This is a genomic window from Streptomyces microflavus (genome assembly GCF_014650075.1).
Lineage (GTDB): Bacteria > Actinomycetota > Actinomycetes > Streptomycetales > Streptomycetaceae > Streptomyces > Streptomyces microflavus.
The window spans coordinates 452,652-470,516 of sequence record NZ_BMUG01000001.1 but is presented as its reverse complement, the minus strand read 5'-3'; the positions used below and the strand labels follow the sequence as shown (position 1 = coordinate 470,516).

The 17,865-nt window shown below is 72.0% G+C and carries 13 protein-coding genes; 5 read left to right on the top strand and 8 right to left on the bottom strand.

Annotation, left to right across the window (positions count from 1 at the left end; all coding sequences use genetic code 11):
- The first annotated feature begins 155 nt into the window (after window positions 1-155).
- Together IE264_RS01980 and IE264_RS01975 are read left to right on the top strand one after the other, a co-directional pair.
- Entirely contained in the window at window positions 156-3,464 is a 3,309-nt protein-coding gene (locus tag IE264_RS01980) for a S8 family serine peptidase (RefSeq protein WP_190167564.1), read from the top strand.
- A gap of 270 nt (window positions 3,465-3,734) precedes the next feature.
- Window positions 3,735-4,763, top strand: coding sequence for an aspartate-semialdehyde dehydrogenase (locus IE264_RS01975; protein WP_015608542.1), 1,029 nt, complete (start codon window positions 3,735-3,737; stop codon window positions 4,761-4,763).
- A gap of 78 nt (window positions 4,764-4,841) precedes the next feature.
- Here IE264_RS01975 and IE264_RS01970 read toward each other — a convergent pair whose 3' ends face one another.
- Together IE264_RS01970 and IE264_RS01965 are read right to left on the bottom strand one after the other, a co-directional pair.
- The gene (locus IE264_RS01970) at window positions 4,842-5,189 is read right to left on the bottom strand and encodes a type II toxin-antitoxin system PemK/MazF family toxin (RefSeq protein WP_032753300.1); all 348 of its coding nucleotides are present in this window, start codon (window positions 5,187-5,189) and stop codon (window positions 4,842-4,844) included.
- Window positions 5,182-5,406: a ribbon-helix-helix domain-containing protein gene (locus IE264_RS01965; RefSeq protein ID WP_015608544.1), complete on the bottom strand. Its 225-nt coding sequence runs from the start codon at window positions 5,404-5,406 to the stop codon at window positions 5,182-5,184. Before IE264_RS01965 ends, IE264_RS01970 begins: the two co-directional genes overlap by 8 nt.
- Window positions 5,407-5,509: 103 nt before the next feature.
- On the opposite strand from IE264_RS01965, the gene pepN reads away from it, so the two are divergent.
- A complete protein-coding gene (gene pepN / locus IE264_RS01960) occupies window positions 5,510-8,086 on the top strand; it encodes an aminopeptidase N (RefSeq protein ID WP_032753302.1) in 2,577 nt (858 codons plus the stop codon).
- Window positions 8,087-8,262: 176 nt separating this feature from the next.
- The gene (locus tag IE264_RS01955; protein WP_015608546.1) at window positions 8,263-8,793 is read left to right on the top strand and encodes a hypothetical protein; all 531 of its coding nucleotides are present in this window, start codon (window positions 8,263-8,265) and stop codon (window positions 8,791-8,793) included.
- A 100-nt stretch (window positions 8,794-8,893) separates the two neighbouring features.
- Here the strand turns inward: IE264_RS01955 and alc are convergent, their stop codons facing one another.
- The 5 genes from alc to IE264_RS01930 all read right to left on the bottom strand — a co-directional run bounded on the left by alc (window position 8,894) and on the right by IE264_RS01930 (window position 13,961).
- The gene (alc, locus tag IE264_RS01950) at window positions 8,894-10,048 is read right to left on the bottom strand and encodes an allantoicase (RefSeq protein WP_032753304.1); all 1,155 of its coding nucleotides are present in this window, start codon (window positions 10,046-10,048) and stop codon (window positions 8,894-8,896) included.
- A gap of 64 nt (window positions 10,049-10,112) precedes the next feature.
- Window positions 10,113-11,042, bottom strand: coding sequence for a LysR family transcriptional regulator (locus IE264_RS01945; RefSeq protein WP_015608548.1), 930 nt, complete (start codon window positions 11,040-11,042; stop codon window positions 10,113-10,115).
- A 130-nt stretch (window positions 11,043-11,172) separates the two neighbouring features.
- The gene (locus IE264_RS01940; protein ID WP_015608549.1) at window positions 11,173-11,403 is read right to left on the bottom strand and encodes a hypothetical protein; all 231 of its coding nucleotides are present in this window, start codon (window positions 11,401-11,403) and stop codon (window positions 11,173-11,175) included.
- A 20-nt stretch (window positions 11,404-11,423) separates the two neighbouring features.
- On the bottom strand, window positions 11,424-13,649 hold the full coding sequence (malQ, locus tag IE264_RS01935; protein ID WP_032753306.1) for a 4-alpha-glucanotransferase: 2,226 nt from the start codon (window positions 13,647-13,649) through the stop codon (window positions 11,424-11,426).
- The gene (locus tag IE264_RS01930) at window positions 13,650-13,961 is read right to left on the bottom strand and encodes a secreted protein (RefSeq protein ID WP_015608551.1); all 312 of its coding nucleotides are present in this window, start codon (window positions 13,959-13,961) and stop codon (window positions 13,650-13,652) included.
- A gap of 325 nt (window positions 13,962-14,286) precedes the next feature.
- Here IE264_RS01930 and IE264_RS01925 point away from each other — a divergent pair, with 325 nt between their 5' ends.
- Window positions 14,287-17,271 (top strand): beta-N-acetylglucosaminidase domain-containing protein, encoded by a 2,985-nt coding sequence (locus IE264_RS01925; RefSeq protein WP_032753307.1) that lies wholly within the window; start codon window positions 14,287-14,289, stop codon window positions 17,269-17,271.
- A gap of 39 nt (window positions 17,272-17,310) precedes the next feature.
- On the opposite strand, the gene IE264_RS01920 is transcribed toward IE264_RS01925, so the two are convergent.
- Complete coding sequence (locus IE264_RS01920) at window positions 17,311-17,847, bottom strand: HNH endonuclease (RefSeq protein ID WP_031122726.1); 537 nt, start codon at window positions 17,845-17,847, stop codon at window positions 17,311-17,313.
- Window positions 17,848-17,865: the final 18 nt, after the last annotated feature.

Sequence of the window (17,865 nt, the reverse complement as noted above, 5' to 3'; positions counted from 1 at the left end):
GCCTCATTCATCCCTCGTGACGCATCGCCCCCAGTGGCGGATCTATGCCATGTACCTGTCTCGTCTCCGTCAACTCTCCACAAAGCCCTGTCATTTACGACAGGCTGAGCGGTCATCCGGTACCGAATTCCGGACTCTCTCTTTCAATTACAGGGATGCTGATGACCAAGGAATCCCCCAGCTCCATACCCGGGGCGAGACGCGCCGCTCGCATCGCGGCCGCTGCCGGCCTCGCGGCCGCACTCGCGGCCTCCAGCGCCTCGCCGGTGTTCGCCGCCGGCGACCCGGCACCGGCACCCGTCAAACCGGCCGCCACGAGCGACCGCGGCGACAAGCTCGGCACAGCGGACGCCGAGGTTCTGGCCAAGGCCGAGGCCAAGGGCGAGAAGAACGTCACGATGATGATCGCCACCACCCCGGGGGCGACCGAGCAGGTCACCGAGCAGCTGGACGCCGTCAAGGGCTCCGTGCTCGGCCAGACCTACGACAAGCTCGGCTACGTACGGGCGACGGTGCCGACCAGCACCGCCGAGACCACCATCGCGGCGGCCTCCAAGCTGAAGTCCGTTCTCGGCATCGATCTCAAGCAGGAGATCAAGCTGGACGACCCGACGCCCTCGGGCGACCGGGCCACGGGGGCCAAGCAGCTCAAGGCCACGGGCAGTTACCCGGCGCCGGGCAAGAACACCCCGGCCGCCAACCCGTACAACCCCTCCTTCGAGACGGGTGCGGTCGAGTTCGTCGAGAAGAACCCGACGGCCGACGGCCGCGGGATCACCATCGGTGTCCTGGACTCCGGTGTCGACCTCGGCCACCCGGCGCTGAAGAAGACCACCACCGGCGAGCGCAAGATCGTCGACTGGGTCACCGCGACCGACCCGGTGAACGACGGCGACGGCACCTGGCTGCAGATGTCCGCGACCGTCACCGGCCCGACGTTCACGTCCGGCGGCAAGACCTACTCGGCACCGGCGGGCAGCTACAAGTTCGCCACCTTCGCCGAGTCGGCCACCACCGGCGGCGACATGGCGGGCGACCTCAACCGCGACGGTGACACCACCGACGTCTGGGGCGTGCTGTACGACGCGGTCAAGGGCACCATCCGCGTGGACCTGAACGCGAACGCGGACTTCTCCGACGACACGGCCCTCAAGCCGTACAAGGACAAGTTCCAGGTCGCGTACTTCGGTGAGGACGACCCGGCCACCAAGATCGTCGAGCGCATCCCGTTCGTCGTCGAGACCCGTAAGAACGTGGTCTACAACGCGGCGGGCGCCAAGGCCGACTACGTCAACATCGGCGTGATCGAGGGCTCGCACGGCACGCACGTCGCGGGCATCACCGCGGCCAACGGCCTGTTCGGCGGCAAGATGAACGGCGCGGCGCCCGGCGCCAAGGTCGTCTCCTCGCGCGCCTGCACCTGGTCCGGCGGCTGCACCAACATCGCGCTGACCGAGGGCATGATCGACCTCGTCGTCAACCGTGGTGTCGACATCGTCAACATGTCGATCGGCGGCCTGCCGCCGCTGAACGACGGCAACAACGCCCGCGCCGAGCTCTACAAGCGCCTCGTCGACATCTACGGCGTCCAGCTCGTCATCTCGGCCGGCAACAGCGGCCCGGGCCTCAACACCATCGGTGACCCGGCCCTGGCCGACCACGTCATCTCGGTGGGCGCGTCGATCTCCAAGGAGACGTGGGCCGCGAACTACGGCTCCAGCGTCACCAAGAAGTACGACCTGCTGCCCTTCTCCTCGCGCGGTCCGCGTGAGGACGGCGGCTTCACGCCGACCATCTCGGCCCCGGGTGCGTCGATCAACACCACCCAGACCTGGTTCGACGGTGGTCCGGTCAAGGAGGCGGGCTACGCCCTGCCGCCCGGCTACTCGATGCTCCAGGGCACCTCGATGGCCTCGCCGCAGGCCGCCGGTGCGGCGGCCCTGCTGCTCTCCGCCGCGAAGCAGAAGGACCTGGAGCTGCCGCCGGCCGACCTCCGAGTCGCGCTGACCAGCTCGGCGACCCACATCAAGGACGTGCCCGCGCACGCCCAGGGTTCCGGTCTGATCGACATCGTCGGTGCCTGGAAGCTCATCACCAAGAAGGGCAACCCGGCGCACGAGTACAAGGTGAAGGCCCCGGTCGACACCGCGATCGACTTCGCGCTCAAGGACCCGGGCTTCGGCACCGGCCTCTACGACCGTGAGGGCGGCCTCAAGGTCGGCGAGACGAAGGTCTACGAGATCACCGTCACCCGTACCACGGGCCCGGACCGCAACGTCCAGCACAAGCTGTCGTGGAAGAACAACGACAAGACCTTCAAGCTGAGCAGCCCCGAGTACGTCTCGCTGCCGCTCGACACCCCGGTGAAGCTGAAGGTCACGGCGAAGGCCAAGACCGCGGGCGTGCACAGCGCCATCCTGGAGCTGGACGACAGCAAGACCAAGGGGATCGACCACCAGGTCCTCTCCACGGTCGTCGTCGCCAACGAGCTGAACCACCCCGGTTACGCGTTCAAGAACTCGAGCTCGGTGCAGCGCAACGGCACCACCTCGTACTTCGTGAACGTGCCGGAGGGCGCCAAGACCCTTGAGGTCGCCCTCAGCGCGCTCCGCTCGGGCAGCCAGACCCGGTTCATCGCCCTGCACCCGTACGGGACGCCGGTCGACCCGACCTCCACGGTCAACTGCTACCCGAACTACGAGAACCCGGCCAACACCTGCCGCCCGGACGTACGGTCCTACAAGGACCCGTACCCCGGCGTGTGGGAGATCGAGGTCGAGTCGCGCCGTACGTCGCCGCTGCTGGACAACCCGTTCAAGCTGGACGTCTCGCTGCTCGGCGCCTCCTTCGACCCGGCGGTGCAGACCATCGCCGAGGCGAAGATCGGCACCCCCGCCGCGGTGAACTGGAAGGTCACCAACGGCGCGGCGGCTCTTGAGGGCAAGCTCAAGGGCGGCTCGCTGGGCTCGGCCAAGGTCGACAAGCCGTCGATCTCCACGGGCCAGACCCGCCAGACCACAGTCACCATCGGTGCGGGCGTCGAGAAGCTCGACTTCGCCATCGGCGGTACGTCGGACGCCAACGCCGACCTCGACCTGTACGTCTTCCGGGGCGCGGCCCAGGTCGGCAGCGGCACCACCGCCGGCTCCGAGGAGAAGGTCAGCCTGACCAACCCGGCCGCCGGTACGTACACGGTCATCGTCGACGGCTACTCGGTCCCGTCCGGGTCGACCACCTACGACTACCGCGACGTGTACTACGCGGCCTCGCTCGGCACGCTGAAGGTCGACGCGTCGAAGACCTACAACCTGGCGAACGGCGCTTCGGCGCAGGTCGGCGCCGAGGTCGTGGTCGCCGGTGCGGCTCCCGAGGGCCGGCAGTTCTTCGGTGAGGTCCAGCTGGTCAACGCACGCAGCACCGCCGCGGGCACCGGCAGCGTCGTGATCGAGAAGGTCACGCCGTAACGGTTGCACCACCACCAGGCAGCGGGGCGGGCGCTCATCACGAGCTCCCGCCCCGCTGTCGTATGTCCACCGTGCGTGTTCATCGTCACACCGCGCCCGGGCCCGCCGCAGATGTTCCCCTTGGCACGCACGGCCGATGCAGATTCTGCGGTCCTCGCGCGATGAGTCCGCAGGTCGGACAATGGATTGGACAAGCCGGGCCCGGTCATACGCATCATGGAGCGGCAAACGGGCCGCGCGCACGTACAGCTCACGTACAGAGGAGTCCCAGTGAAGGTCGGAATCGTCGGCGCCACCGGTCAGGTCGGCACAGTCATGCTCAGGATCCTGGCCGAGCGGGACTTCCCGGTCGACGAGCTGCGGCTGTTCGCCTCCGCCCGGTCCGCAGGCTCCACGATCGACTTCAAGGGCTCCGGCGTCACCGTCGAGGACGCCTCCGCGGCCGACTACACCGGCCTGGACATCGTGCTCTTCTCCGCCGGCGGCGCGACCTCGAAGGCGCTGGCCGAGAAGGTCGCCGCCCAGGGCGCCGTGGTGATCGACAACTCCTCCGCCTGGCGCAAGGACCCCGAGGTCCCCCTCGTCGTCTCCGAGGTCAACCCGCACGCGGCCCGCGTCCGGCCCAAGGGGATCATCGCCAACCCGAACTGCACCACGATGGCCGCGATGCCCGTGCTGCGCCCGCTGCACGCCGAGGCCGGTCTCGAAGCGCTGACCGTCGCCACCTACCAGGCCGTGTCCGGCTCCGGGGTGGCCGGCGTCGCCGAGCTGCACGGCCAGGCCTCCAAGGTCGTCGCCGAGGCCGAGAAGCTGGCACACGACGGCGAGGCCGTGGACTTCCCCGAGCCGGCCGTCTACAAGCGCCCGATCGCCTTCAACGTGCTGCCGCTGGCGGGCTCGATCGTGGACGACGGTTCCTTCGAGACGGACGAGGAGCAGAAGCTCCGCAACGAGTCCCGCAAGATCCTGGAGATCCCCGGGCTGAAGGTCTCCGGCACCTGCGTCCGGGTCCCGGTCTTCTCCGGCCACTCGCTCCAGATCAACGCCCGCTTCGCCCGCCCCATCGGCGTCGAGCGCGCCTACGAGCTGCTGAAGGACGCCGAGGGCGTCGAGCTCTCCGAGATCCCGACCCCGCTCCAGGCGGCGGGCAAGGACGCCTCCTTCGTGGGCCGCATCCGGGTCGACGAGACGGTCGACAACGGCCTCGCGCTCTTCGTCTCCAACGACAACCTCCGCAAGGGCGCGGCGCTGAACGCCGTCCAGATCGCGGAGCTGGTGGCGGCCGAGCTGAAGGGCTGACGCGCGACCCTTGTATGCGTACGCGTACGGGAAGGGGCGGCCACCGGAGTCCGGTGGCCGCCCCTCCGTGTGTGCGGGTCAGAGAGCCAGGTGCCGGCGCAGAGCTCTGTCGATCTCCGCCATGCGCTGGCGGGGCACCTCACCGAGGCGCTTCAGGATCCGGTCGGGGGACACCGCCCGGATCTGTTCGCACTGCACCTTGGAGTTCTGCGGGAGGCGGCTCTCCTCCGTGGTGAGAAGCACCTGGAAACTGAGGATCCGCAAGGTGTTCGAGGTCAGCGGCACCACGGCGACGACGCCCCTGCCGGACACCTCGGCCGACCGGTTGGCGGCGTTGTTGGAGACGATCACCGCCGGACGCACCTTGTTGGCTTCGCTCCCCCGTGCGGGCTCCAGGTCCACGAGGTGGATGTCGCCCCTACGCATCTGTGAGCCCGTCGGCCACTGTGCGGTCCCACAGAGCGGCGTCCTCACTCGCGTCCCATTCCTGGAACGCCTCGGTGTACTCCGCCTCCAGGCCCGCGGTACGCAGCAATTCGATAGCGGCGTGTATGACAGCGGACCGGGAATCCGCGTCGGTCTTCGCCGCGTACTCGTCGACGAAGGCGACATCCTCCTGCGGCAGACTCACACTGATCTTCATACCATGGATGCTACCAGCGGTAGGAAGGGGGCGCTACCCATCGTCCAGCAGGGCCGGACATGGAAGGATGATCCGAAACGTCACCATCGAAGGAGATGACCGCGTGCCTGGCACGAATCTGACCCGCGAAGAGGCACAGGAGCGGGCGCGCCTGCTGACCGTGGACGCGTACGAGATCGATCTCGACCTCTCCGGAGCGCAGGAGGGCGGCACCTACAGGTCCGTGACCACCGTGCGCTTCGACTCCGCGGAGGCCGGTGCGGAGACCTTCGTCGACCTGGTCGCCCCGGCCGTCCACGAGGCCGTGCTCAACGGTGAGGCGCTGGACGTCGCCGCCGTGTTCCGTGACTCACGGATCGCCCTGGCCGGGCTGCGCGAGGGCGCCAACGAGCTGAAGGTCGTCGCGGACTGCGCGTACACCAACACCGGTGAGGGCCTGCACCGGTTCGTCGACCCGGTCGACGAGCAGGCCTATCTGTACACCCAGTTCGAGGTGCCGGACGCCCGCCGCGTCTTCGCGTCCTTCGAGCAGCCGGACCTGAAGGCCACGTTCCAGTTCACGGTGAAGGCCCCCGCCGGCTGGACGGTCATCTCGAACTCGCCGACGCCGGAGCCGAAGGACGACGTCTGGACGTTCGAGCCGACGCCGCGCATCTCCACGTACATCACGGCCCTCATCGTCGGCCCGTACCACTCGGTGCACAGCAGCTACGAGAAGGACGGCCAGTCCGTCCCGCTCGGCATCTACTGCCGCCCCTCGCTCGCGGAGTACCTGGACGCGGAGGACATCTTCGCCGTCACCCGGCAGGGCTTCGAGTGGTTCCAGGAGAAGTTCGACTACGCGTACCCGTTCGCCAAGTACGACCAGCTCTTCGTCCCGGAGTTCAACGCGGGCGCGATGGAGAACGCGGGCGCGGTCACCATCCGCGACCAGTACGTCTTCCGCTCCAAGGTGACGGACGCGGCGTACGAGGTGCGGGCCGAGACGATTCTGCACGAGCTGGCCCACATGTGGTTCGGCGACCTCGTGACGATGGAGTGGTGGAACGACCTCTGGCTGAACGAGTCGTTCGCCACCTACACCTCGATCGCCTGCCAGGCGGACGCCGAGGGCTCGAAGTGGCCGCACTCCTGGACCACGTTCGCCAACTCCATGAAGACCTGGGCGTACCGGCAGGACCAGCTGCCCTCCACGCACCCGATCATGGCGGACATCGGGGACCTGGAGGACGTCCTCGTCAACTTCGACGGGATCACGTACGCGAAGGGCGCCTCGGTGCTCAAGCAGCTCGTGGCGTACGTCGGCAAGGACGCGTTCTTCCAGGGCGTACAGGCGTACTTCAAGGCGCACGCCTTCGGCAACACCCGCCTGAGCGACCTGCTGGGCGCGCTGGAGAAGACCTCCGGCCGTGACCTGAAGACCTGGTCGAAGGCGTGGCTGGAGACGGCCGGCATCAACATCCTGCGCCCGGAGATCGAGACCGACGAGAACGGTCACGTCACCTCCTTCACCGTCCTCCAGGAGGCCCCGGCGCTGCCCGCCGGCGCCAAGGGCGAGCCGACGCTGCGCCCGCACCGGATCGCGGTCGGCTGCTACGACCTGAACGCGGACGGCAAGCTCGTCCGGACGGACCGGATCGAGCTGGACGTCGACGGCGAGCGCACCTCCGTGCCGGACCTGGTGGGCAAGGCCCGCCCGGCGGTCGTCCTCCTCAACGACGACGACCTCTCGTACGCGAAGGTCCGCCTGGACGAGGAGTCGCTGCGGGTCGTCACCGAGCACCTGGGCGACTTCACCGAGTCGCTGCCGCGCGCCTTGTGCTGGGCCTCCGCCTGGGACATGACCCGCGACGGCGAGCTGCCGACCCGGGACTACCTGTCGCTGGTGCTCTCGGGCATCGGCAAGGAGTCGGACATCGGCGTCGTCCAGTCGCTGCACCGTCAGCTGAAGCTGGCCCTGGACCTGTACGCGGCCCCGCAGACCCGTGAGGCCGCCCTCAACCAGTGGACGGACGCCACGCTGGCGCACCTGCGGGCGGCGGAGCCGGGCAGCGACCACCAGCTGGCGTGGGCCCGCGCCTTCGCGGCGACGGCCCGCAACCCTCAGCAGCTGGACCTGCTCCAGTCGCTGCTGGACGGTACGGAGGCGATCGAGGGCCTGACCGTCGACACCGAGCTGCGCTGGACGTTCGTGCAGCGGCTGGCCGCGGTCGGGCTGCTGGACGAGGAGGAGATCGCCGCCGAGTACGAGCGGGACAGGACGGCGGCGGGCGAGCGCCACGCGGCCGTCGCACGGGCCGCGCAGCCCTCGGAGGAGGCCAAGGCGGAGGCGTGGGCCTCGGTCGTGGAGTCGGGCAACCTGCCCAACGCGCTCCAGGAAGCGGTCATCAGCGGCTTCGTCCAGCCCGACCAGCGTGAGCTGCTGGCGCCGTACGTGGAGAAGTACTTCGCCTCGGTGAAGGGCATCTCGGACTCGCGCAGCCACGAGATGGCCCAGCAGATCATCGTGGGCCTCTACCCGACGCTCCACGTCTCCCAGGAGACGCTGGACGCCACGGACGCGTGGCTGGACTCGGCCGAGCCGAGCGCCGCTCTGCGCCGGCTGATGTCGGAGTCGCGGGCGGGCGTGGAGCGCTCCCTGAAGGCCCAGGCGGCGGACGCGGCGGCGGCCACCGCGTAACGCACCTCCCGGGGGCGTCCTCTCCGCTGCGGCGGCGGGGGCGCCCCCTTGGCGTACGCCCGCGTCTGCCGTACGCCCGCGCGTTTGCCGTACGCCCGCGCGCGGGGTGGTCTCCCGTGGCCTAGCGTCCGAAGGGTCGTCGCAGGATGCTTCGGTCGCAGGCCACGGGAGGGTCGATGCCCGGCTTCGCCGCCGTGCCGGTCGCGCTGGCCCTGTGCGCGGGGCTGCTGACGGGCCCCTCCCCCGCGGGGGCCCGTACGGACTGCCGCGCGGGCCCGTCGGGCTGCTACGGCCTCTATACGTACGGATACAGCCTCGGGCTGCACCCGTTCACCGGCGCGCACGCGGTCCGGGAGCAGCTGACGGACCACTTCTGGCTCTTCCCGGTCAGTGGCGCCTGCCCGAGCCGGATCCGGGCCGGGGCGCGCTGCGAGCTGCTGGGCGGGAACCCGGTCGAGGTCGAGTACATCGGGAACGACTTCTTCCAGATCAACACGTTGCCGGGGCACCAGCTGGGCCGGGGCATGCACATCCGCTTCGCGTTCTCGCGGACCCTCGGCTTCCACACCCTGACCGTCCGCGCCTGGCAGGACCGGCCCACCGACTGCACGGACGAGGCGTTCTGCACCACCGCGAACAGCGCGTTCGCCTGGGTGACCTGGCGGGTGCTGGCGCAGACGCTGCGGTTCTCCGCGTACGCCGCCTGAGCCGAGGGACCCGTTGGAATCCGCCCGGCGGGCGGGCGCAGGAGCGCAGCCGTCCGCCGGGCGGGAACTGGGGGGGCGGTGCTTTACGGGGCTACGGGGGTTACGCGCCCGACTCCTCGTAGCGGCGGGTGAGCGCGGCCGTGCCGGACTCCGTGAAGCTGCCGTGCAGCCGCATCCGGGCCACCCCGCCGTCGGGGAAGGCGTCCAGCCGGACGTGGGTGACGACGGCCTGGGCGCGGAGCACGAAGCGGTGGAGGGTGTCGGGCTGGAGGCGGGTGCGCGGGATGATCTCGAACCACTCGCCGGTGTCGCCGTTACGGCCCTGGAGGGCGATCCAGCCGGCGGAGTTGCCCTTGAGGTAGGCGGTGTCGATCTCGACCGCGCGGACGGCGCCCTGGGCGGGGAGGCGGAAGCGGACCCAGTCGTTGGTGTCGCGGACCCGGCGGCGGCGGTTCTCCCAGCCGTCGTCCATCTTGCGGGAGGTGCCCGGCAGGATGATCTGGGTGGGCGAGGAGTAGAAGCGGTCGGAGGCGTCCTCGTACGTACCGCCGTTGAGCACCGAGACCAGGTCGACCGTACCGAGCGCGGCGATCCAGGCCGGGTCCGGTACGACCTCGCCGTGCACGCGCAGGCGGGCTATGCCTCCGTCGGGGTGCTGGCAGAGGCGGAGGTGGGTGTAGCGGCGGCCGCCGGTGATCTCGAAGGCGTTGGCCGCGTGGCCGCGTACGGGGGTGGGCGGGAGGATCTCCTCCCACTTCACGTCGTCGGCGAGCAGCTCTTCGGGGCTCGGGGCGCCTTCGACGGCGGTGGCCTGCACCGATACGCGCTGGGGGTAGTTGCCGCGGAAGTGCGCGGTGTCCACGACCAGGCCGCGCACGATGCCGGGGGCGCCGAGGCGGACGATCGCCCAGTCGCGGTCCTCGGGGGCCGGGAAGGGGTGGGAGGCGTCGGTGCCACGGCGGCGGCGGGTCTCCCAGCCGTCCATGATCTTGCCCTTGTGGCCGAAGTGCTCGGGGTCGAAGACGGCGCGTTCGCGCAGGAGGAGGTTCTCGCGCTGGGCGAAGAACTCGTCGTTGGCGGCGATCACGCCCGCGCCGAGGCGGCGGTCGGCGAGGTCGACGAGTTCGGTGAAGGGGAGGTCGCCCGCCTCGCGGTAGTCGGCGTACGGGTCGCCGCCGCCGTAGGGCGCGGCGTCATTGGCGTGGGGATCGGTGTCGGAGTTCTGGAATGTGGTCTCGCTCGCGTCGAAGGTCATGCCCTTACCTTCGCGCCACCGGACTCATCAGGTCCATCGAAAGTTTTCGCAGATACTGTTCAGCTCAGCTGAACGATCCATCTCGGCCGAACGATGCCGCGACGTCCGTGAGCGCTTTGAGCACCCGGGCCACCGCCGGGCCGCTCGAAGCCCCGTGCCGGACCGCCGCCACCACATGGCGGCGCGGCCGGTCCGCCTCCAGGACCCGCATCACCACGCCCTCGCGGCGCTGCTCACGGGAGGCCATCCGGGGGACGAGGGCGACGCCCATGCCCGCCTCGACCAGGGCGAGGATCGCGGTCCAGCCGGCGGCGCTGTGGGCCTGCTCGGGGACGAAGCCCGCCGCCTCGCAGGCGGCCGTGGTGATCTCGGACCAGGGGCCCGAGCCGCCGAAGATCCAGCGGTCGGCGGCCAGGTCCGCGAGGCGCAGCGCGGGCGCGTCGGCCAGGGGATGGCCGGCGGGGAGGGCCACGTCCAGCGGGTCGGCCAGCAGCGGGAAGAGGGAGAAGCGGGGGTCGCGGGCGGTCGGGGCGTGGGCGGCCAGCGACAGGGCCAGGTCGACCTCACCGGCGGTGAGCAGCTCGTACGCCTGGGCCGCCTCGGCCTCCCGTACGCGTACGTCGGGCCCCGGGCGCCCCTCGGCGCGCAGGAGCCTCACGGCGGGGACGACGAGGGCGGGTACGGCGGTGGAGAACGCGCCGACCCTGACCTCTCCCGCCTCGCCGCGCAGATAGCCGGTGAGCTCGGCATCCGCCCGCTCCAGCTGGGCGAAGACCGCCTCGGCGTGGCGCAGGACGAGGTGGGCGGCGTCGGTGAGGCGGACCCGGCGGCCCTGGGGCTCCAGGAGCTCCACGCCGAGCTGCCTGGCCAGGTTGGTGAGCTGCTGGGAGACGGCGGAGGGGGTCATCAGGAGCGCCTCGGCAGTCGCCGTCACCGTGCCGCGGTCCCGCAGGGTGCGCAGGATACGGAGCTTCTTGACGTCCCACTCGGTCATGGCCGCAACCTACCGGGGTGCCGCCCGTGCCATCCCTGCCGTCCCTGCCGTCCGTGTCGTCCGGTGCCGGACATGCGGATGCGCCGCGCGGTAGCTCCTACCGGCGGCGCACCCTTCGTACGTGTGCGGGTCAGACCTGCTTCTTGGACTTGTCCAGGACCATGACCAGGGCCGTGATCACCAGGAACAGGGCGATGGGCGCGATGACGTAGAGACCGATGGTCTCCATCGCGCTCAGGCCCGGACCCGGGTCGTCACCGTCGTCGGGCGTGAGCGCGAGTGCCGGGGCCGACATGAGCAGCATCATCAGCGTCGTCCCGGCCGCAACGACGCCGGCGCGCTTAGCGTTCTTCTTGTCCACGGTGCCAACGTAGCGAACGCCTAGGCGGGGCGCTCGCCCGGGGGTGCCGTACGGGCCCTTGTGGGCCGCAGGACGTCCATCAGTCCGTGCAGCCGGGGCGAGGCGGCGATCTCCTCCAGGGTGACGGGGTGGCCCTCCGCGTCGGCGACGGGCAGCCGCCAGTTGGGGTACTGGTCCCAGGTGCCGGGGAGGTTCTGCGGGCGGCGGTCGCCGACGGTGTCGGGGAGCCAGACGCCCGTCATCCGGGCGGGGGTGGCGAGCAGGAAGCGGTGGACGGCGCGGACGGCCGCCTCCTCGTTGCCGTCGCCCTCGGGGAGCATCCGCAGCCGGGCGAGGAGGGCGAGCCATTCGGCGGTGGAGGTGACGTCCTCGGTGAGCTCCTCGTCCAGGGGGCGGGTGAGCAGGCCGAGGCGGTGACGGAGCGTCACATGATCACCGGTCAGCCGGGCGGCGGTGGAGGGCAGGTCGTGGGTGGTGGCGGTGGCGAGGCAGTCGCGCCGCCACTTCTCGGGGGCCAGCGGGCGGCCGTCACCGTCCCAGTCGCGCTCGAACCAGAGGACGGAGGTGCCGAGGACCCCGCGCCGGGCGAGGGCCTCGCGGACGCCGGGCTCGACGGTGCCGAGGTCCTCGCCGACGACGACGGAACCGGCACGGTGGGCCTCCAGGACGAGGACGGCGAGCATGGCCTCGGCGTCCTGGGCGACGTACGTACCGTCGGTGGGCGGCCGGCCCTCCGGCACCCACCAGAGCCGGAAGAGGCCCATGACGTGGTCGATGCGCAGGGCGCCCGCTTGGGCCAGCAGGCCGCGCAGCAGGCCCCGGAAGGCGGCGTAACCGGTGGCGGCGAGCACATCGGGGCGCCAGGGCGGCAGGCCCCAGTCCTGGCCGCGCGCGTTGAAGGCGTCCGGGGGCGCACCGACGGACATGCCGTGGGCGAAGGCGTCCTGCTGGGCCCAGGTGTCGGCCCCCGCCGGGTGCACGCCGACGGCCAGGTCGTGGACGATGCCGATCTCCATCCCGGCGTCCTCGGCGGCCCGCTGGGCGTCGGCGAGCTGGGTGGCGGTCAGCCAGGCGAGGCGGCAGTGGAGGTCGACCCGGTCCAGCAGTCCGGCGCGGGCGCGGGCGGTCCCCGGGGAGCGGGGGTCGCGCAGGGGCTCGGGCCAGCTGTGCCAGTCGGGGCCGTGCACCTCGGCGAGGGCGCACCACAGGGCGTGGTCCTCCAGGGCCTGGCCCTGCTCGGCGAGGAAGTCGCAGTAGGCCGCGCGGCGGCCGGGGGTGAGGGGCACCTCGGCGATCAGCTCCAGGGCCTGCCGCTTCAGCTCCCAGACGGCGTCCCGGTCGATCAGCGCGCCCTTGTTGAGCACGGCCTCGCTGAGCGCGGCGGCGTCCTGGCGGAGGTCGTCCAGCGTTGCCCGGTCGCGGACGTGGCCGTACTCCGGGACCGACTCGACGTGCAGGTGCACGGGGTCGGGGAAGCGGCGCGAGGAGGGGCGGTAGGGGGAGGGGTCGGTGGGTTTCCCGGGAACGGCCGCGTGCAACGGGTTGACCTGGACGAACCCGGAGCCGAGGGTGCGCCCGGACCAGGCGGCGAGGTCGGCCAGGTCGCCGAGGTCGCCCATGCCCCAGGAGCGGGCGGAGAGCAGGGAGTAGAGCTGGACCAGGAAGCCGTGGGTGCGCCCGGGCGGCTGCGGGACCCGGGCCGGGGCGACGACGAGGGTGGCGGTGGCCTCGTGGTGGTCGGGCGCGCGGACGTGGAGGCGGTGGACGCCGTAGGGGGGCTCGGTCCATCCGGCGGGAGCGGCGGGCCGGGGCCCACCCGGCTCCGTGACCCCGTCGGCGGCCTCCGGGACCGTCCCGGACGAGGCGGCCTCCGGAGCGCTCCCGGACGGGTCGGCCTCCGGGACCTTCCAGGACGAGGCGGTCTCCGGCACCGTCCAGGTGAGGGCGGGCGCCGGCGGCCCGTCGGCCTGCTCCGGCTCGACCGTGACGGCCGAGCCGGGCGGCAGCCCGGTGAGCGCGGGCGGCAGCGGCTCACCGGCCCAGACCACCACGGTGGGCGGCAGCAGGCGTGAGCGCGCCTGAGCCGCGACGAGTGACCTCCGTACGTCCTCCGGCGTGCCGGCGTCCACGCCCAGCGCGGCGAGCACGGCGATGACCGTGTCGTCGGGGACGGACACCGTGACATCCGGGGACGGGGAGTAGGAGGTGGCGACACCGTGCAGTGCGGCGAGCCGGGACAAGCCCATTCAGACTCCTGGGAACTCCATGCCCCCTGCGGTGCCGGGTGCGGTCGGCTCGCTGGTCAGAGGGGCGACGGCGGCGAGCGGAGGCTCGCTCGTGAGCGGGGTGGCATCGGCGAGCGGAGGCTCGCTGGTCAGAGGGGCGGCATCGGCGAATGAGGATTCGCCGAGCAGGAGGGAGATATCGGCGAGCGGCGGCCCGCTGATCAGGTGGGCGACATCGGCGAGGGGAAGTCCGCTGGTCAGCGGCGCGGGGTCGGCTTGGGCGGGTACCTGTTTGGAGAGGGCGGAGAGCAGAAGCTGCGCGGCTGCGGGCATGGTGGCCTCCTGGCCATGGAGAACAGGACACAGCAGGCCTACCCAGGCCTCGCGTGCGCAGACCTGGACGTGACACACACGTCATCTCCAGGCAGTTACCACGTACGTATCAGGACAACGAGCCCAACGTGCCGTGGGTCACATTCCGTTCCCCCGTCCGGCAGGTATGGACCGTTTTCAGCCAGTCCCGTCGGCCGCACCCGCCCCACCAGGCACGAAGGTGCCACTATTCCCGGCAAAGCCGACAGAACCGCCACGCGCATTGACACCCTCGCGCACGGGTGGTGGGCTCGGACCCCACTCAGGCCTTTCGAGGGAGCGCGACGTGCGGTTCGGGCGCAGGAAGCAGGCCACGGCCGTGGCCGTCGCCGTGATCGGGGGGCTGCTGAGCCCCTTCGCACCAACCGCGACCGCCGCCCCCGCCGACCCCGGCAAACCCCCCGCCACCTCGCCCGACCGCGCCGACAGCGCGCAGCCGCCCGCCGTGTGGCCCCGGCCCCAGAGCATCAAGGCCACCGGCCCCGCCCTGCCGCTCGGCACCGAGGCCACCGTCCTCGCCGCGCCGGACGCCGATCCGTACGCCGTGGCGGAGCTCCGCTCCCTGCTGCGCACCGCCGGGGTCCGGACCCTGCACGAGAGCCTGCCGGGGCGCGGGCCCCTGATCCGGATCGGCGGCACGGGCGCCGGGGAGGCGCTGCGGGCGCTGCGCGCACCCGACCGCGCCGACCTGCCCACCGGCGGCTACCGGATCGCGTCCGGCCAGGTCGCCGGGCGCGCCACCGTGGCCCTGGACGGGCTCGGTGAGGACGGCCTGTTCCACGCGGTCCAGACCCTGCGGCAGTTGGTGAGCGGCGGTGCGGTGGCCGGGGTCGTGGTGCGGGACTGGCCGGGCACGGCCGTACGCGGCATGGCCGAGGGGTTCTACGGACAGCCCTGGACCCAGGAGGAGCGGCTCGCGCAGCTCGCCTTCATGGGCCGCACCAAGCAGAACCGGTACCTCTACGCGGCGGGCGACGACCCCTACCGGCTGGCCCGGTGGCGTGAGCCGTACCCGGCCGAGAGGCGGGCCGACTTCCGGGCGCTGGCGCAGAAGGCCGAGGCCGAGCATGTGACGCTCGGCTGGGCCGTCTCCCCGGGGCAGGCCATGTGCATGGCCTCCGACCAGGACGTCCGGGCGCTGACGAAGAAGATCGACGCGATGTGGGCGCTGGGGGTGCGGGTCTTCCAGCTCCAGTTCCAGGACGTCAGTTACAGCGAGTGGCACTGCGACCTGGACGCCGAGACGTTCGGCAGCGGCCCCAAGGCGGCGGCCCGCGCGCAGGCGCGGGTGGCCGGGGCGGTCGCCCGGCATCTGGAGGAGCGCCACCCGGGCGGGGCGCCGCTGTCGGTGCTGCCGACGGAGTTCTACCAGGACGGGGCGACCGACTACCGCACGGCGCTCGCCGCCGAGCTGGACGACCGGGTGCAGGTGGCCTGGACCGGCGTGGGGGTCGTACCGAAGAAGATCACCGGGCGTGAGCTGGCCGGGGCGCGGGCCGCCTTCCGCCACCCGCTGGTGACGATGGACAACTACCCGGTCAACGACTACGCCCAGGACCGGATCTTCCTGGGGCCGTACACCGGCCGGGACCCGGCGGTGGCGAGCGGTTCGGCGGCGCTGCTGGCCAACGCGATGGAGCAGGCGTCCGCCTCCCGCATCCCGCTGTTCACCGCGGCCGACTTCGCGTGGAACCCGAAGGGGTACCGCGCGGACGAGTCCTGGCAGGCGGCGATCGACGATCTGGCGGGCGGCGACGCCGGGGCCCGGAAGGCGCTGCGGGCGCTGGCGGGCAACAGTGCGGACTCGGTGCTCGGCTCGGCGGAGTCCGCCTATCTCCAGCCCCTGTTCGCCGCGTTCTGGCAGTCCCGGGCAGCCGCCGCTCCGGTACGTGACCGGGCGGCGCGCGATCTGCGGGCGGCCTTCACCGTGATGCGGCAGACCCCCGACCGGCTCGCCACCCCCGCCGAGGGGCGCCTCGCCGACGAGGTGCGCCCGTGGACCGAGCAGCTGGCCCGCTACGGCCAGGCCGGTGAGCTCGCCGTGGACCTGCTCCAGTCCCAGGCGGGCGGCGACGGGGCGGGCGCCTGGCGGGCGCAGCTGGCCCTGGAGTCGTTGCGCGAGGAGATCGCGGCGGGTAAGGCCACGGTCGGCAAGGGCGTGCTCGATCCCTTCCTGGACCGGGCCGAGAAGGCCGCCGACGGCTGGAACGGCGTCGACCGCACCGGCGGCCGGGTCACCAAGGACACGCACAGCTATACGGTGCGGCTGGAGCGGGCCCGCCCGGTGGAGGCCGTGACGGCGCTCGCCGAGCCCGCCTCCGATCTGACCGGCGCGGTCGTCGAGGCCCATGTGCCGGGCGAGGGCTGGCGGGCGCTGGGGCAGCTGTCCCCGACCGGCTGGACCCAGACCGCGGCGAAGGGGCTGCGCGCCGACGCCGTACGGGTCACGGTGCCCGAGGCCGCCCGGACCGCTCCCCCGTCCTATCTGAGCCCCAGCCTGCCGCCGGCCCCGGCGGTCCCGGCGGGCACCCCGAAGCTGCGCGCCCTGGTGCCGTGGTTCGGGGACGAGCCGGACGCCGTGCTGGACCTGGCGCACGGCGAGACGGACGCGGAGATCGGCGGCGGGCCGAAGCGGGTCGCGGCGCGGCTGGCGGGGCGGCGTCCGGCCGAGGTGAAGGGCGCGCTGACCGCGAAGGCCCCCAAGGGCATCGAGGTGCGGGTCCCGAAGCAGACGACGGTGCCGCGCGGGTCCCGTACCGAGGTGCCGGTGGACATCACCGTTCCGGCGGACACTCCGGCGGGTGAGTACGAGGTGCCGCTGACCTTCGGCGGCCAGGAGTCCACCCTGACCGTGCGGGCCTTCCCGCGTACGGGCGGCCCGGATCTGGTGCGTACGGCCACGGCCTCCTCCTCCGCCGACGAGACCCCGGACTTCCCGGCGTCCGCCGCCTCGGACGGCGACCCGGAGACCCGGTGGTCCTCCCCGGTGGAGGACGGCGCGTGGTGGCAGGCCGAGCTCCCGCAGCCGGTGCGGCTGGGGCAGGTGGTGCTGTCCTGGCAGGACGCGTACGCCTCCGGCTACCGCATCCAGGTCTCCGCCGACGGCCGCACCTGGCGCACCGCGGCGACCGTCCGGGAGGGCCGGGGCGGGCGCGAGTCGGTGCGGATGGACGCGAAGGACACGCGGTTCGTCCGGGTGCAGGGCGACGCCCGCGCGACCCAGTACGGCTACTCGCTCTGGTCGGTGGAGGCGTACGCGGTCGCGGAGTGACCCGTACAGCGGATCACGACGGACGACGAAGGCCCGGTCTCAGGCGGAAACGCCGTCGATCCGGGCCATCACGTCGTCCGCGCCGAACGGTTGCAGATACGGCAGCCAGCGCGGGTCGCGGTGCCCGGTCCCGATGATCCGCCAGGCCAGGCCGGTCGGCGGGGCGGGCTGGTGACGCAGCCGCCAGCCGAGCTCGGGGAGGTGGCGGTCGGCCTTGACGTGGTTGCAGCGGCGGCAGGCCGCCACCACGTTGTCCCACGCGTGCTGTCCACCGCGGCTGCGTGGAATGACGTGGTCGACGCTGGTCGCGGCGGCCCCGCAGTACATGCAGCGCCCCCCGTCCCGGGCGAACAGCGCCCGGCGCGTCAGGGGAACGGGCCCCCGGTAGGGGACCCGGACGAAACGCTTGAGCCGGACCACGCTGGGCGCGGGCACGGCTCGGGTGGCACTGTGCAGGAAGGCGCCGGTCTCCTCCAGGCAGATCGCCTTGTTTTCGAGGACGAGGACGAGCGCGCGGCGGAGCGGTACGACGCCGAGCGGCTCGTACGACGCGTTGAGAACCAGGACGTGCGGCACGGTGGATGCCTCCTTGTA